The organism is Nonomuraea sp. GTA35 (assembly GCF_041950525.1).
Classification (GTDB): Bacteria; Actinomycetota; Actinomycetes; order Streptosporangiales; family Streptosporangiaceae; genus Nonomuraea.
In genome coordinates this window covers 798,194-813,568 of sequence record NZ_JBGNUV010000004.1, presented here as the reverse complement: position 1 = coordinate 813,568, position 15,375 = coordinate 798,194, and the positions used below count along the sequence as shown (strand labels likewise).

The following is a 15,375-nucleotide window of genomic DNA, read 5'->3' as shown; positions in this document are numbered from 1 at the left end:
ATGGAGGGCGGGAGTCGGAGGGATGGACAAAGGTCAGAAAATGAGTCTTTAGAAACTTCGTCCGATATCCGGCATACCCGTTTCGCAGGGTTTACCCTGCTGAACTGTTCGAGGGCACGCGAACGCTGGGCGGTCGTGCCCGCCGGGCGGTGCCGTCCGCCGGGCGACCCGGAACGGCCGTCCAGCTCTCGCGACACGACTGGCTGCTCAGGGGTGCAGTCGGGGAAGTCGTTGCGTCCCGGTAAGCTCACCTGGCGTGAGTTCCTACAGCCCCATCGGACCGGTCGTCGGCATCGTCGGCGCGGGCCAGCTGGCCAGGATGTCGCAGCCGCCCGCCATCGCGCTCGGCGTCGAGCTGCGGGTGCTGGCCAACAACCCCGAGGAGAGCGCCGCCCGGGTCATCGTCGACACGCGCATCGGAGACTACCGCGATCTTGGTGACCTCCGCGAGTTCGCCAAGGGCTGCGACGTGATCACGTTCGACCACGAGCACGTGCCCACCGAGCACATCAGGGCCCTGACCGCCAACGGCTACGTCGTGCACCCCGGTGCCGACGCCCTCGTGCACGCCCAGGACAAGGCCGTCATGCGCGAGCGCCTGACCAGGATCGGCGCGCCCTGCCCGGCCTGGGCGCGGGTGTCGTCCGCCGACGACGTCGCGCGCTTCGCCGCCGAGCACGGCTGGCCCGTGGTGCTGAAGGCGGTGCGCGGCGGCTACGACGGGCGCGGCGTGTGGGTGTGCCGCAGGCCCGAGGAGGTCGCCGAGGCGTTCGCGACCGGGGTCGAGCTCATGGCGGAGGCGTTCGTGCCGTTCGAGCGGGAGCTGGCCGTGCTGGTCGCCCGCTCGCCGCACGGGCAGGGCGTGAGCTACCCGGTCGTGGAGACCGTGCAGGAGAACGGCATCTGCGTCGAGGTCATCGCGCCGGCGCCCGGGCTCGACCAGGAGCAGGCCGCCCAGGCCCAGCGCATCGCCCTGACGATCGCCAACGAGCTCGGAGTGACCGGGCTGCTGGCGGTGGAGCTGTTCCAGTCGGAGAGCGGGCTGGTCGTCAACGAGCTGGCCATGCGCCCGCACAACAGCGGCCACTGGACCATCGAGGGCGCCACGACCTCCCAGTTCGAGCAGCACCTGCGGGCCGTGCTCGACCTGCCGCTCGGCTCGCCCAGGATGACCGCCCAGCACGTCGTCATGGCCAACCTGCTCGGCGGCGACGACCCCGACCTGTTCAAGCGGTACGAGCACGTGATGGCCCACGACCCCGGCATCAAGCTGCACTTCTACGGCAAGGAGGTGCGCCCGGGCCGCAAGATCGGCCACGTGACGGCCCTCGGCTCCAACCTCGACGAGGTCCGCGCCCGCGCCCGCCACGCCGCCGTCTACCTCATGACCGGGGAGTACACATGATCGGTATCGTCATGGGAAGCGACTCCGACTGGCCGGTCATGAAGGCCGCCGCGGAGGCCGTCGCCGAGTTCGGGGTGCCGTTCGAGGCCGACGTGGTCTCGGCGCACCGCATGCCCACCGAGATGATCGAGTACGGCCGCCAGGCCGCCTCCCGCGGCATCCAGGCGATCATCGCCGGCGCCGGTGGGGCGGCCCACCTGCCCGGCATGCTGGCCTCGGTCACCCCGCTGCCGGTGATCGGGGTGCCGGTGCCGCTGAAGTACCTCGACGGGATGGACTCCCTGCTGTCGATCGTGCAGATGCCGGCCGGGGTGCCGGTCGCCACCGTGGCGGTCGGCGGGGCGCGCAACGCGGGGCTGCTGGCCGTACGGATCCTGGCCGCCTCCGATGCGGGGCTGCGGGAGAAGATGGTGGAGTTCCAGGAGCGGTTGAAGGAGCAGGCGTACGCCAAGGGCGAGAAGCTGCGCGCGGAGGCCGCCGAGCTGTAGGGGCTCAGCAGAGAAGAGCCATAAGGGGCGCTGCAAAGCGCTGTATCCCGGGGATCGCGGCGGCTAGGGTGCGGCCATGGACGACCCGACCAAGGGACACGCGGCCCGCGTGTACGCCGCCGACCCGCTCCTCGCCGGCCAGGACGAGCTGATCGCCAAGCGTGGCGAGGAGCTGCTGGAGGTGCCCGACGCCATCGGCCTGGCCGCCGTGGACCGGCTCCACCCCGACACCTTGCCGGCCTGCTGGTCCCCGCTGGTCGTCCACCGCCTGCGCGCCCGCGCCGCCGGTCCCGACCCGGAGGCCGCGCTCGGCGCGCTGCTCGACCGGTGGCTGGCCATGCCCCGCGGCACCGAGCCCGGGCAGGCGCTCAGCGTGTTGTGGCCCAGCCGCGACACCACCCCCGTCCGGGCGCTGGCCGTCCGCGGCTTCGCCCCCATCACCTCGCTGGCCGTCCGCGGCGTCCGCCCCGGCACGGGCGTGAGCGCCCTCGCCGTCCGCCCGGCCGGGCCGGACGACGTCGAGGTGATGACGGGGATGTACGAGCGGCTGGTGGCCTACGACGCGCAGTGGGGGTGGGTGACGGTGCGCGCGTCCACCAGGGAGCGGCTCAGGGAGTCGGTGGAGGCCGAGGTGCTGCCGCTGAACTGGTGCTGGCTGGCCGAGGTGGACGGCCGCGCCGCCGGGTGCGTCATCGTGGAGCCGCCGGGGCGGTCCGGGTGGATCTCCCACGCCGTCAACGATGCGCCGGCGGCGTACCTGGGGGTCATGTACGTCGAGGCGTGGGCGCGGGGGCACGGCGTGGGCGCGGCGCTCACCGACGTGGCGCACGGGGAGGCGGCGGCGCGCGGCGTGTCGGTCATGCTGCTGCACCACGCCCTGCCGAACCCGCTCTCGACGCCGTTCTGGGCGCGGCGAGGCTACCGGCCGCTCATGACCCAGTGGGTGCGCCACCTGCAGTAGGAACGGCATCGGAGGCGCGACGCGCGGCCCCGGGGACGGCGTCAGGGGCCCGGCGCGCGGCCAGGACGGCGCCGGTGCACGACGAGCAGGCAGGGCGGCGTTCCGGGAGACGAGGAGCCGGGAGGCGGCTGGGCCTACGGGCGGCCGAGGGCGCGGTAGTGCCATCCGGCGGAGCGCCACATCTCGGAGTTGAGCGCGTTCCGGCCGTCCACGATGCGCCGGGCCGCCACCACGGCCCCCAGCTCCACCGGGTCGAGCTGCAGGAACTCCTGCCACTCCGTGAGCAGCAACACCACGTGCGCCCCGCGAACCGCCTCGACGGCCGACGAGCCGTAGTTCAGCTCGGGATGGGCCTTACGGGCGTTGTCGAGCGCGATCGGGTCGTAAATGGTGACCTGCCCGCCCTGATGCCCGATGGTGACGGCGACGTCGAGGGCGGGGGAGTCGCGGATGTCGTCGGAGTTCGGCTTGAAGGCCGCTCCCAGCACGCCCACGGTGCACCCGTGGAAGGAGCCGCCGGCCAGCTCCCTGGCCAGGTCCACCATGCGGGCGCGGCGGCGCATGTTGATCGCGTCCACCTCGCGCAGGAACGTCAGCGCCTGGTCCGCCCCCAGCTCGCCGGCCCGCGCCATGAAGGCCCTGATGTCCTTGGGCAGGCAGCCGCCGCCGAAACCGAGCCCGGCGTTGAGGTAGCGGCCGCCGATGCGGTCGTCGTACGACAGGGCCTCCGACAGCAGCTGGACGTCGGCGTGAGCGGCCTCGCAGACCTCGGCCATGGCGTTGATGAAGGAGATCTTGGTGGCCAGGAACGCGTTGGCGGCCGTCTTGACCAGCTCGGCCGTGGCGAAGTCGGTCACCACGATCGGCACCTCGCCCAGCGGCTCGTACACCTCGCGCAGCATCTTCTCGGCCCGCTCGCTGCGCACGCCGAGGACGATGCGGTTGGGGCGCAGCGTGTCCTCGACGGCGAAGCCCTCGCGCAGGAACTCGGGGTTCCAGGCCAGCTCGGCCTCGGCGCCGGCGGGGGCGAGCCTGGCCAGCTTGTCGACCAGCCGCTCGGCCGTGCCGACGGGCACGGTGGACTTGCCGACGACCAGGCATTCGCGATCGAGGAGCGGGGCGAGGGACTCGATGGCCGCGTCCATGTACGTCACGTCGGCGGCGTACTCGCCGCGCTTCTGCGGGGTGCCGACGCAGACGAAGTGCACGTCGCCGAAGGCGGCGACCTCCTCGTAGGAGGTGGTGAAGCGGAGCCGGCCGGAGTCGAGACCGCGGCGGAGCACGGGCTCGAGGCCGGGTTCGTGGATGGGGAGCTCGCCCGCGTTGAGTCGGTTGATCTTGTCGGCGTCGATGTCGAGGCCCAGGACCTCGAACCCGAGATCAGCCATGCAGGCCGCATGGGTGATGCCCAGATATCCGGTCCCGATCACCGTGAGGCGATATGGCACGAGGGAGCTCCTTTCGATCGCGCAGGCATGCTACCGGCCCCCGCTACCTCCTACGTGCCACCTGCATCTCTTCGCAAACCGTACCGGCTGGTAACAAGATGGTCGGACGTCCTAGTATTTGATGCATGAGCTTCCCTCTGTACGCGCCCGCCGAAGAGCACGACATGCTCAGGGAGACGGTCCGCGCCCTGGCCGACGAGAAGATCGCCCCGCACGCCGCCGAGATCGACGAGACCGAGGAGTTCTCCTGGGACGTCTACAAGGCGCTCGTGGCGGCCGACCTGCACGCCGTACACGTGCCCGAGCAGTACGGGGGCGCCGGGGCCGACGCGCTGGCCACGGTCATCGTCATCGAGGAGGTCGCCCGCGCCTGCGCGTCCTCCTCCCTCATCCCCGCCGTCAACAAGCTCGGCACGGTCCCGCTCCTGCTCTCGGCCTCGGAGGAGCTCAAGTCCCGCTACCTGGCGCCGGTGGCCAGGGGGGAGGCGATGTTCTCGTACGCGCTGTCGGAGCCGGAGGCGGGCTCGGACGCGGCGGCCATGAAGACCCGCGCGGTGGCGGACGGGGACTCGTACGTGCTCAACGGCGTCAAGATGTGGATCACCAACGCCGGCGTCTCCGAGTACTACACCCTGATGGCGGTCACGGACCCCACGGCCGGCGCCCGCGGCATCTCCGCCTTCGTCGTGGAGAAGTCGGACGAAGGCGTCTCGTTCGGCCCCAAGGAGAAGAAGCTCGGCATCAAGGGCTCGCCCACCCGCCAGGTCATCCTGGACAACGTCCGCATCCCCGCGGACCGCATGATCGGCGCCCCCGGCACCGGCTTCAAGACCGCCCTCGCCACCCTCGACCACACCCGGATCACCATCGCCGCCCAGGCCCTCGGCATCGCCCAGGGCGCCCTCGACTTCGCCATCGGCTACGTCAAGGAACGCAAGCAGTTCGGCCGGCCGGTGGCCGACTTCCAGGGCCTCCAGTTCATGATCGCCGACATGTCGATGAAGCTGGAGGCGGCGCGGCAGCTCACGTACCACGCGGCGGCCAAGTCGGAACGCGCGATGCACGGGGAGCCCCAGAAGGACCTGACGTTCCTGTCGAGCGCGGCGAAGTGCGCGGCTTCGGACGCGGCCATGGAGATCACGACGGATGCGGTGCAGTTGCTGGGCGGGTATGGCTACACGAAGGACTTCCCGGTGGAACGCATGATGCGCGACGCCAAGATCACCCAGATTTATGAGGGCACCAACCAGATCCAGCGCATGGTGATGGCCCGGCAGCTTCTCAAGTAGGGGTTCCCGAGGGAAACCCGCTTCGCGCAAGGAAGCTCAGGCCGTGACATTGGGGGGCACCGCCCCCCAAACCCCAGTTGAAACCCGCTTCGCCGATTCGTCGGCGGTATCCACGATGAGGCCGACCCGAGGGCTGCCCGGGCTCGGACTATCCGGGAGAAAGCGCCAGGAAGGCGCAGAGCAGAAGGAAGAGGGCCAGAACCAGACCGCGCCACCGCCACGACAGGCGTGGCGCGCTCACCAGGGCGGCCAGTGGGTAGGCGAACACCCCGGCGGCCACGCTGACCGGCACGTCGGCGAGTCCCGGATCGGCACCAGGAAGAAGGGTGCCAGCGCGGCGACGGCCCACGCCGGGCGTACCCGGAGGAGGTGCAGCAGCGGCCAGGCGAGCACGACCGCTGCCCAGTTCCCCATCGTCCACGCGTCGACGAGCCACCCGACACAGCCGAAGTGGCCGCAGCGGGAGTCGTCGGACAGGGCGGCCACGAGAAGGAGCCAGCCGAACTGGACGAAGGGCAGGATGATGCCGGCGAGCCCGGCGGCGACCAGTCGCTCGGCAAGCCGCCCACCGGCGGCGGGCAGGACACTCGTGTTGCACCTGCCCATGTCCGCAAGCATCTGATCCGACCGTCTCGCGATGCACACGCATCGATCACGATTCAGGTGGAGGCGCAGCGGTCGGCGGGATCGGCGAGCGGAAGAGCCGGAGCGGCGGGATCGGTCAAGGACGGATGGATCCGCGTTGCCGTGCGAAAGGCGATGGAGGAGCTCGGAGGCCGAGGGCTGATCGCCGCCGAACCAGGCAAGGGCCCCATCGTCGCACCCCGGTAGGTCTTCGCCGCATGACGTGATCGCCTTCAAGGAGCGGTGCCGGCACATGGCCATGCCGGCGGCGCTGTACAAGATCAAACGAACCGTGACACGGTGGTCATCTGGCGACGATCGTTTGATCGACCGTGCGTCGTGAGCCATGTGGCCATGGACGGGAAGCGCGGCTCGGCGAAGACGACTCAAGGAGGTGAAGGGGCGTGAGGCGTTGGTTCTGGTTACCCGTCGTCCTTGCCCTTGCCGGCTGCTCGACCTCGGCCCCTCCGGTGCCGATGCGCGGCGGTACACCGGTGGCCGAGAGCGAGGTGGCCGTCTCGTCGGAGCACGCCGGCGCGGAGCAGAGCGTGGTGCGTCTCTCGGCGATCGCGCCGTCCTGCAACAAGGAGATCGAGGGGACAGGTTTCGTGTACGCCCCTCAGCGGGTGGTGACCGCCGCGCATGTGGTGGCCGGTGCCGTCCCGGTGTCTCTGGTCATCACCACTGCCGACGGCGAGGTGTACGAGGGCCGGGTCGTGGCCTTCGATCCCGATGCCGACGTCGCGGTCCTGTACGTACCGAAGCTGCCCGCACCTCCGCTGCGCATCACGGCGGCGCCCAAGCCGCTGCTGCGCATCCCCGGGCTGTCGCTCGCCGATGCCCGCATGCTGGGGTATCCGGAGGGCGCCGAGCATCTCGTGACACAGCCGGTCGAGATCGAGCAGCGGATCGAGGCCAAAGGCCCGAACCTCTACAAGGAACGCGACGTCACCAGAGTGATCCTCGGGTTCTCCGCCGATGCGGACGCGGGACTGAGCGGCGCCCCGCTGATCCTTGAAGGAGGCGCGGTCGCCGGGATGGTCTTCGCTTCGGCGAAAGAGCATCCGGAGGAGGGGTTCGCGCTGGCGGGAGAGGAGCTCCTGCCCGTTACCGACAGCGCGGCCAAGGCCACGAAGCACGTCTCGACCCAGCGGTGCGACGTGGACGGCTGACGAGGGTGCGGTTCCGTCGCGTTGCCGTCGAGAACGGCGAAGGCGCTGCGCTGGGCCCCGCCACCCCTCAGACGCAAGGGCTGGGACGAGGTGGTCGAGGCGGACATCGTCAGCGAGTCGGGCCGCCTGGTGATGCAGACGCTGTCGGCGAGCAAGGTGCGCTTCCCCAACCTCGCGCGCAGCGGTCCTGGCCGCTACCGGCTGCGCCTGTATACGCGTCAGGGAGAGGATCTCATCCTCGTCTATCCGGCCGGAAGAAGGGAGCGGCGTGACGCCGGCCGCCGTTGAGCAGCAGGAGCGGGCCGCGCCGAGCATGCTGCCAGAATTGCGGCAGGGCGTGATCGGAGAGGGGCGGACATGCGCGAGTGCAGGCAGGCAGGCGTACGCCTTTCGGTGCTGGACACCTCGCCGATCGTGCACGGCTCCACCCCGAGGCAGGCGCTGCGCAACACGGTGGATCTCGCGATGCTGGCCGATGCGCTGGGTTATCACCGCTATTGGGTACCGGAGCATCACGGCATGCGTGGCGTCGCTGGCTCTGCTCCCGCCGTTCTCGTCGGCCACCTCGCGAACGTCACGCGGCGCCTCCGCGTCGGCGCGGGCGGCGTGCTGCTGCCCAATCACGCTCCGATCGTGGTCGCCGAGCAGTTCGGCACGCTGGCCGCGCTCCACCCGGGGCGGATCGACCTCGGCCTCGGCCGGGCGCCGGGCGGGCCTCCGCCGGCCGTCGACGCGGTCCGGTCCGAAGCGGAGCGGACCGCGAAGACGTTCCGTCAGCAGCTCGACGAGCTCCAGGCCTATCTCGACCCGCCCGAGGACGCGCGGGTCCGGGCGATCCCCGTCCTCGGCGGGAACGCACCGCCTCTGTGGCTGCTCGGCTCCTCGCCCGGCAGCGCCGAGCTGGCCGGCGAGCTCGGCCTGCCCTACGCCTTCGCCCACCACCTCAACGCGCCGATGGCGGCGGACGCCATGCGTGCCTACCGGGAGCTGTTCCGTCCCTCACCTCGCGCCACGGCGCCGGCGACGCTGGTCAGCGTGTCCGTCATCGCCGCCGAGGACGACGAGCGCGCCCAGTGGCTGGCCGGCCCCATCCGGCTGAAGGTGCTCAGCCGGGCCAGGGGGAGCCGCATCCTGCTGCCGAGCCCCGAGGAGGCGGCCTCGTATCCGTACACCGAGGACGATCGCGTCGAGATCGCCGCCCGTGCGGGCGCGGTCCTCGTCGGGAGCCCGGCGACGGTGGCCGAGCACCTGCAGGCGGTGCTCGACGGCACCGGTACCGATGAACTCATGATCACCACGCCGGTGTACGACCACGCGGACCGCCGCCGGTCGTACGAGCTGATCGCCTCCGTCGCCGACCGGCTACGCCCGGGCGCGCGGACGCAAGTGGAGCCAGGCCCGGCCTCCTGACACCAGAGGCCGCCCGCCGCTCCCCGGCTCATTCGATCTTCGCCAGGTCGATGACGTAGAGGTCGTCATCGACCTGGTACGCGAGCAGCCGATCATCGCCGCGAGCGACGGCCGGCACCTGGATGTTCCCCTTCTCGTCCCGCCCGCCGAGATCGGCCGCCGTGCCCGTCGAGACGTCGTACAGGATCGCGACGTGCCCCGCGCCCTCGGCCGTGACCGGCGCGACCAGGAAGCGCTCGCGCGCGAGCCCGTCCGGCATGAGGTCGTTCATCGGCAGCTCCTTCTCCTGCGAGCCGTCCCGCAGCCGGTAGAAGCTCTTCCCGCCGTCCCGCACCCCGGCGCAGAGCCGCGGCCCGCAGATCAGGCCGCCCTCGCCTGGACGGGTGACGGCGGCGCTCGTCTCCCCGGTCTCCACGTTGGTGATGCTGGTGAAGCGTGACCCGTTCCCCTCGGCGAACGGGCCGGGCGAGCCGACCCACGGCCATTCCAGCAGGTGCATCCCCGCGCCGCCGGGCACTGCCCGCACCTCGCCCCCCGCAGCGGGAACGGTGAACACCCCGCCGCCGAACAGGGAGAAGACGATCCGGTCGGCTTCGACGGCGAGGCCGTCGAGCCCGGCGCCGTCGCCGTCCTCCACCTCCACGTCGGCGATGTTCGTGGCCTCGCCGCCGCTCACCGGGGCCGTCCACACGTGGACCTGCCGGTCCTTGGTGGCGGTCCACCAGACCACCCGGCCGCCGCCGACCGTGAAGTCCGAGGCGAACGCGACGGTTCCCGCGGGTGTCGGCACGTCGGTGATCTTCCGTAGCTCGCGGGTGCGGAGGTCGTAGGCGTAGAGGGCGTCGGTCTTCTCGAACCCGCCCCACGTGGTGACGAGCACGGTCCGGTCGTCGATGAACGCCTGGGGCAGCAGCTTCGTCCCGCCGGGCCCGCGCGCGGGCACCTTGCGTACCGCCTCGGGCCACACCTGCTCCACGGGTTCGGGAAGCGGCCATTCCCGCGGGGCGCGGGGCGTGCCGGCGGCCGGGGACGTGGACATGGACTCGGACGTGGGCGTGCTCGGCAGCGCAGCCGTCATGTCGCCGTGACGCAGCACGGCCGCCGTCCCGCCGGCCACGACCACCACGGTCGCCGCCGCCAGCACCGCCTGGGCGAGGTTGCGCCGGCGGCGTCGGCGGTGGCCGGCCTCCAACCGGGCGGGCAGGCCGGCGGGCATCCGGGGCGCGTTCTGTGACGCGTTGCCGAGCGTTCTGCGCAGGATCTCCTCAACGTCGGTCATCGCACGTTCCCTCCCAGATGCGGTCCGCCGAGACGCGAGCGCGATCGCTCGCCATCGGCCGGTAAGGCTGCACGGAGCTTGTCGAGCGCGCGGGAGGCCTGGCTCCGCACGGTCCCCCGGGAGATGCCGAGCACGACGGCGATCTCCGCGTCCGTGAGCTGTTCGTAGTAGCGCAGCACGAGCACCGCGCGCTGCTTGCGCGGCAGGTCCGCCAGCGCCAGCCACAGGGTGCGCTCGTCGCCGCGCGGCAGCGTGTCCTGGTGGACGCTCTCCGGCAGGTCCCAGGCGAGCAGCTCGCGCCGGCGCAGCCGCCACACCGACAGGTGCAGCCTGGCCATCGTCGTGCGTACATAACTTTCGGGGCTCTCCTTCGCCCGTAACCTCGGCCAGGCGGCGCGCAGCCTCAGCAGCGCCTCCTGCACCAGGTCGGCCGCGTCGTGCTGGTTGCCGGCCAGTACGTATCCGTACCGCAGGAGCGCGTCACCCCGTTCGGCGACGAAGTCCGCGTAGCGGGGATCACCGTCCAACTGCCTCGACCCTTCGTTGTCTCCATCAACCCCAAGAGGAGGCATCGCCGGGAACTGTTGCACGACCTGGGCCCGAAGAAGACGGCCTAGGCCCAAAGGAGGAGGGCCGTTCGATCCCGGGACCGACGTGCGTGCCCGCCGCCGAGGGTTAGCGTCCCTGCCATGAGTGACACCGGGACATTGGAAGAAGCGTACGAGCGGCTGCACAGGACGGGCCCCGAGTTCGACGGATGGCTGTCCAACCACGGCCCGATGGCCGTCGAGGCGATGGTCAGGCACGGCTACGACCGTGACGTGCACCGCTGGCTCGACGGTTACGTCGCCCGGCTGGACGAGCTGCCGCGCGGCAGCTCGCCGGTCGGCACCGGGGAGTGGCGGGAGGCGCTGGGCGATCCGGGCCGGCTCGGTGACTGGCTGGCGTTCTTCGACAGGGAGCTGCGGGAGCGGCCGTGGCGGGACGTACTGGAGACCTGGTGGCCACGCCTGCTGCCCGGGATCGCGGCCGGAGCCACGCACGGGGTGATCCGCGCGGGGCACGCCGTCCACGCGCTGCTCCAGCTTCAGGACGAGACGCGGCTCGCCGAGCTGGGCCAGGCGCTCGGTTACTGGGCGGCGCGCTGGCAGCCCATCGCGGCCTTCGACGCGCCGTCCGGTACGGCCGACCCCGAGATCGCCCTCGCCGGAGTCCCGCGCGTGCCGGACCAGAGCCAGGGCATCAACTATCGGCTCGGCCAGCTCGCCGAGGTCGCCGGGTGGGGCCCGTCCGTGGCGGCGCTCAGACCGGCCGCCGGCGCCGAGCAGGCCCGTGCCCGCCTCGCCGAGCTGGCGGACGCGGCGACCCTGCGCTACACCACCCACGCGCACGGCAATCCCGTCATGCTGGTCCACACCGCGACTGCGCCGACGGCGGTGCTGCGGACCTTGCCCGCGTTGCCGGAGAGCCTCTGGGCTGCCGGCCTGACCGCCGCCTGGGCGGCGGGCGCCGCGGTGACCGCCGCCTACGCCCCGGCCGAGCCGGTGACGGCCGGGCCGGAGCTGCGGTCCGGGCCCGGATCCGCGGAGGAGGTGTTCGAGCTCGCCGTCCGGCACGGGGACGAGCACGTGATCAAGCTCGCCGACACGGCGCTGGACGTGCACCGCCGCACCGGCGATCCCGGCGCCCTCGCCGCGGTGGTCCGCGCGGCCACGCTGATCAGCCCGTTCCGCCCCTGAACGGCGGGCTTCGCGGGCCCTGCCCCCGCCCTACCCCCCGCCCGGCTCCGCGACGGTGGACGCCCGGGATCGATGACATGATGTCTTGATCATCTGGGACGTCCGAACCGTCATCCCCGCTGAGGTGCCCATGGCGAGTGCCCGCCGTACGAATGTCCTGCACGTGCTCAGTCCTGTCCTGAGCATCGGGGTCGGGACGCTCACCAACCTGGCCACCAGCGATCCGACCGTTTCCCTGATCGTCGCCCTGCTGGTCCTCGGGCTGGGATACACCGGTGTGGAGTTCTTCAGGAACCGGTCGGAGGCCGCGGGGCGCGGGAAGAGGATCTTCCAGGTGCCGCTCCGGGCCGACTGGGTCGAACGGCCCGCGGAGATCGGGGAGGTCCTGCGGGCGCTGCGCCTGTCCGACAGGGATTCCCCGGTGGCCCTGACCGCGGGGGTCCATGGGGCCGGAGGGTTCGGGAAGAGCGTCCTGGCCAACGCCGTCTGCTACGACCCCGAGGTCCGCAAGCGCTTCGACGCCGTCAAGTGGGTGACCGTCGGGCGTGACCGCAGAGGCCCGAAGCTCACCGAGCTGATCGTCGACGTGGCCGCCGCGTTCGACGCCCCCCGCTCGTCCTTCTCCGACCCGGAACAGGCAGGCCAGCACCTGGGGCAGATCCTGGACGACGCCGGACGCGTCCTGCTGGTCATCGACGACGTCTGGACCGCGGATCAGCTGCGGCCCTTCCTCCAGGGAGCACCTCGCTGCACCCGGCTGATCACGACCCGCAATCCCAAGGCGCTCCCCGACCGCACGGTATCGGTCAGGGTCGATCAGATGGACGAGGAGCGGTCCCGCGAGCTGCTGCTGCGCGGAGACCTGCGGCTCACCCAGCCCCAGATCGCCCAGCTGCTCGACCTGACAGGCCAGTGGCCGCTGCTGCTGGCGATCGTCAACTCCGCCCTCCTGCGCCGGGTACGGCGAGGCGCGCACGCCACCGATGTCGCGGCGGACATCATCGAACGCCTGTCCCTCGACGGGCCGACGTCACTGGATGTGCGAGACGCCGCGGCGCGCGACACGGCGGTGCGGATCAGCATCGAGCACGGGCTCGAAACTCTGGACGAGACGGACCGCATGCGATTCCTCGAACTCGGCGTGTTCGAGGAGGACGCCGAGGTGCCGATCGCCTTGGTCGCGGCTCTCTGGCGGATGCACGACGACGAGACGGAGTCGCTGTGCGAGAGGCTGGATGAGCTGTCCCTGCTGTCGAGTTTCAGCGGCGGAGCCGTCAGCGTCCACGACGTCGTACGTGGCTACATCCGGCAGGCCCTGGGCCACGCGGCGATCGCCGCCGCGAACGAGAGGTTCGTCGAGGCCGTTCGCGCGGACTCGTCCGGCTGGTGGGAGCTGCCGCAGGAGAGCACCTACCTCTGGCGTCATCTGGCCTTCCACCTCGCCGAAGCCGGTCTCACCGCCGAGCTCGACGAGCTGGTCCGCGATGCCCGCTGGGTCGCGGTCAAGCTCGTGAGGTTCGGCCCGTCGGCCGTGGAGGCCGATCTCGCGTGGTCCGCGGCACCCCTGGCCGGGCAACTGGCCCAGGCCATCGCGCAGAGCGCGCATGTCTTCGCCGACCTGGAGGAACGGACAGGGGTGCTGGCGAGCCTGGCTCATCGGCTGCACGCGTTCCCCGAGATCTCGAAGGGCGTGCTCGATCTCCTGTGGGAAGAGGGTGAGCCCCGGCTGGAGAGCCTGCTGCCTCCCCCCGACCTGCCGGACCCGGCGCTGCTCCGGACCCTTCACGGCCACGCCCACCTGGTGAAGGGGGTGGCGTTCTCCCCTGACGGCCAGTGGCTGGTGAGCGCCGGATTCGACGGCCTGCGGCTCTGGGACGCCGGTGGAGGCCTCGTCAAGGAGGTGAGCTCCGCCGCCCGTGCCACGGGTCTGGCGATCGCGCCCGACGGCACGTGGATGGTGACCTCTCACCAGGACGGAAGGGTGCGGCTCTGGAACGCCGACGGGACGCTCCGCCGCGAGATCGCGGCCCACAGGGGGTTCGGGCCCTGGGGCGCGGCCTGGATCAACGTCATCGCCATGGCCCCCGACGGCTCGTGGTTCGCGACGGGCACCCAGGGGGGCGCCGTCAAGCTGTGGAACAGCGAGGGCGGCAATCTCCGCACCCTTCAAGCCTTCGGCCGGCGCCTCGGTCTTCGTGTCCGGCACGTGCGGAGAATGGTGATCTCCGCCGACAGCGCTCGGATCACGGTGATCGGTGACGGGCAGACCCGTACCTGGCCGGTGGCGGGCGGCCGGCCGCTCGCCGCCGAGGCCGAGCGGAGCCCGGACGGCGTGCTCGTCCCGCCGGACGGGCGGTGGCTGTGTGCCCGGGCCGGGAAGGACATCGAGCTGCGGGACTGCGACGGAACCCGCCGTGCCACCTTGCGCGGCCACAGCGACTACGTGACCGGACTGGCACTCTCCCCCGACGGAAGCCTGCTGGCCACCAGCAGCAACGACCGGACCGTCCGCATCTGGAGCATCGACCGCGCCCTGTCCCGGCCGGTCGCGGGAGAAGACCATCAGATGCGGGACGCGTGCGCGATGGTCATCTCGCGTGATGGTTCCCGCCTCGCGGTGATGACGCGGACGGAGGTGCAACTCGTGGACCCGGACGGAACGCGTCGGGAGCACGTCGAGCTGCGGGAAGAAGATCCGCACGAGGATCTGCACGCGCTGTTCGGCGACGCGCTCACCGCCGAACTGCCGGCACTCCCTCCCGACGCCGCCTGGACCCTCCGCGCGAACCTCGGCCCCATGCGAGCAGGGCTCTCGCTTCTGGCGGCCAAGTCGCCGCTCAAGTACCTGATGTTCGATCCCGAGGCGACCGCGGTCGCCGTCGCCCCGGACGATGCGTGGTTCGCCACGCTGGACTCGCGAGGTGTCGTGCGGATCCGGGAAGCCGACGGCAGGGTGCGCCACCGTTTCAGGAGCAAGCGGCGCCCGCCCTGCACCGACATGGAAGGCTGCGACTGCCTCGCCATCGCTCCGCGAGGTGACCGGCTGGCGACGACCGAGAACGGCCGCGTCCATCTCTGGCACTCGGACGGCAGGTGGCTGGCCACGCTGCGTACCCTCTCGAACCATCTGCACGGCGTGGTCATCTCACCGGATCTGCGGATCGTCGCCGCCTACGGCGACGGGGCCATGGCCAAACGGACGTTGTGGGGACTCGTATGGGCGCCCGGCGACGTCAACGCCATCAGGGTCTGGTGCGACGGAAAGATCATCGGCGACATCGGGGGCCACGACTCGGGAACCACGAGCATCGCCTTGTCCCCCTCCGGGCATCTCCTGGCGAGCACCGGCGGAGAGGGCGTCCTGCTCGTGTCGGCGGTGCGGACCCTGGCGCCCGTGGCTTCCATCCGCGTGGACGACAGGCTCAGCGACTGCGTCTGGCTGCCGGACGGCTCCGGCATCTTCGCGACCGGATCCGCGGGCCTCTACAGGTTCGCCCTCCGCGACTACCACGAGGCCGGATCCGGCTGAGCGACCCCAAGCTGTGGGGGATCGACCGGCT

At 71.4% G+C, this 15,375-nt stretch carries 13 protein-coding genes; 9 read left to right on the top strand and 4 right to left on the bottom strand.

Annotated elements, in window-relative coordinates:
- Positions 1-256 precede the first annotated feature (256 nt).
- From ACBJ32_RS22190 to ACBJ32_RS22180, 3 genes are all read left to right on the top strand, one after another.
- The gene (locus ACBJ32_RS22190) at positions 257-1,405 is read left to right on the top strand and encodes a 5-(carboxyamino)imidazole ribonucleotide synthase (RefSeq protein WP_375128306.1); all 1,149 of its coding nucleotides are present in this window, start codon (positions 257-259) and stop codon (positions 1,403-1,405) included.
- Positions 1,402-1,893: a 5-(carboxyamino)imidazole ribonucleotide mutase gene (purE, locus tag ACBJ32_RS22185; protein ID WP_375128305.1), complete on the top strand. Its 492-nt coding sequence runs from the start codon at positions 1,402-1,404 to the stop codon at positions 1,891-1,893. Before ACBJ32_RS22190 ends, purE begins: the two co-directional genes overlap by 4 nt.
- 76 nt (positions 1,894-1,969) lie before the next feature.
- Entirely contained in the window at positions 1,970-2,854 is an 885-nt protein-coding gene (locus tag ACBJ32_RS22180; protein WP_375128304.1) for a GNAT family N-acetyltransferase, read from the top strand.
- A gap of 134 nt (positions 2,855-2,988) precedes the next feature.
- Here the strand turns inward: ACBJ32_RS22180 and ACBJ32_RS22175 are convergent, their stop codons facing one another.
- Entirely contained in the window at positions 2,989-4,302 is a 1,314-nt protein-coding gene (locus tag ACBJ32_RS22175; RefSeq protein ID WP_375128303.1) for a UDP-glucose dehydrogenase family protein, read from the bottom strand.
- A 125-nt stretch (positions 4,303-4,427) separates the two neighbouring features.
- Here ACBJ32_RS22175 and ACBJ32_RS22170 point away from each other — a divergent pair, with 125 nt between their 5' ends.
- On the top strand, positions 4,428-5,591 hold the full coding sequence (locus tag ACBJ32_RS22170; RefSeq protein ID WP_357873112.1) for an acyl-CoA dehydrogenase family protein: 1,164 nt from the start codon (positions 4,428-4,430) through the stop codon (positions 5,589-5,591).
- A gap of 237 nt (positions 5,592-5,828) precedes the next feature.
- Here the strand turns inward: ACBJ32_RS22170 and ACBJ32_RS22165 are convergent, their stop codons facing one another.
- Positions 5,829-6,197: a hypothetical protein gene (locus ACBJ32_RS22165; RefSeq protein WP_375128302.1), complete on the bottom strand. Its 369-nt coding sequence runs from the start codon at positions 6,195-6,197 to the stop codon at positions 5,829-5,831.
- Positions 6,198-6,619: 422 nt separating this feature from the next.
- Between ACBJ32_RS22165 and ACBJ32_RS22160 the strand changes: the two genes are divergently transcribed.
- The 3 genes from ACBJ32_RS22160 to ACBJ32_RS22150 all read left to right on the top strand — a co-directional run bounded on the left by ACBJ32_RS22160 (position 6,620) and on the right by ACBJ32_RS22150 (position 8,797).
- Entirely contained in the window at positions 6,620-7,387 is a 768-nt protein-coding gene (locus ACBJ32_RS22160; protein WP_375128301.1) for a trypsin-like peptidase domain-containing protein, read from the top strand.
- A gap of 21 nt (positions 7,388-7,408) precedes the next feature.
- The gene (locus ACBJ32_RS22155; RefSeq protein WP_375128300.1) at positions 7,409-7,675 is read left to right on the top strand and encodes a hypothetical protein; all 267 of its coding nucleotides are present in this window, start codon (positions 7,409-7,411) and stop codon (positions 7,673-7,675) included.
- A gap of 69 nt (positions 7,676-7,744) precedes the next feature.
- A complete protein-coding gene (locus ACBJ32_RS22150; RefSeq protein ID WP_375128299.1) occupies positions 7,745-8,797 on the top strand; it encodes an LLM class flavin-dependent oxidoreductase in 1,053 nt (350 codons plus the stop codon).
- Between the two features lie 28 nt (positions 8,798-8,825).
- Here the strand turns inward: ACBJ32_RS22150 and ACBJ32_RS22145 are convergent, their stop codons facing one another.
- Positions 8,826-10,076, bottom strand: a complete 1,251-nt coding sequence (locus ACBJ32_RS22145; protein WP_375128298.1) for a TolB family protein — start codon at positions 10,074-10,076, stop codon at positions 8,826-8,828.
- Positions 10,073-10,603: a SigE family RNA polymerase sigma factor gene (locus tag ACBJ32_RS22140; RefSeq protein ID WP_375128297.1), complete on the bottom strand. Its 531-nt coding sequence runs from the start codon at positions 10,601-10,603 to the stop codon at positions 10,073-10,075. The genes ACBJ32_RS22145 and ACBJ32_RS22140 overlap by 4 nt, the downstream gene beginning before the upstream one ends.
- A 162-nt stretch (positions 10,604-10,765) precedes the next feature.
- Here ACBJ32_RS22140 and ACBJ32_RS22135 point away from each other — a divergent pair, with 162 nt between their 5' ends.
- Both ACBJ32_RS22135 and ACBJ32_RS22130 read left to right on the top strand, forming a co-directional pair.
- Positions 10,766-11,815 (top strand): questin oxidase family protein, encoded by a 1,050-nt coding sequence (locus ACBJ32_RS22135; protein WP_375128296.1) that lies wholly within the window; start codon positions 10,766-10,768, stop codon positions 11,813-11,815.
- A gap of 163 nt (positions 11,816-11,978) precedes the next feature.
- Positions 11,979-15,344, top strand: a complete 3,366-nt coding sequence (locus ACBJ32_RS22130) for an NB-ARC domain-containing protein (protein WP_375128295.1) — start codon at positions 11,979-11,981, stop codon at positions 15,342-15,344.
- Positions 15,345-15,375: the final 31 nt, after the last annotated feature.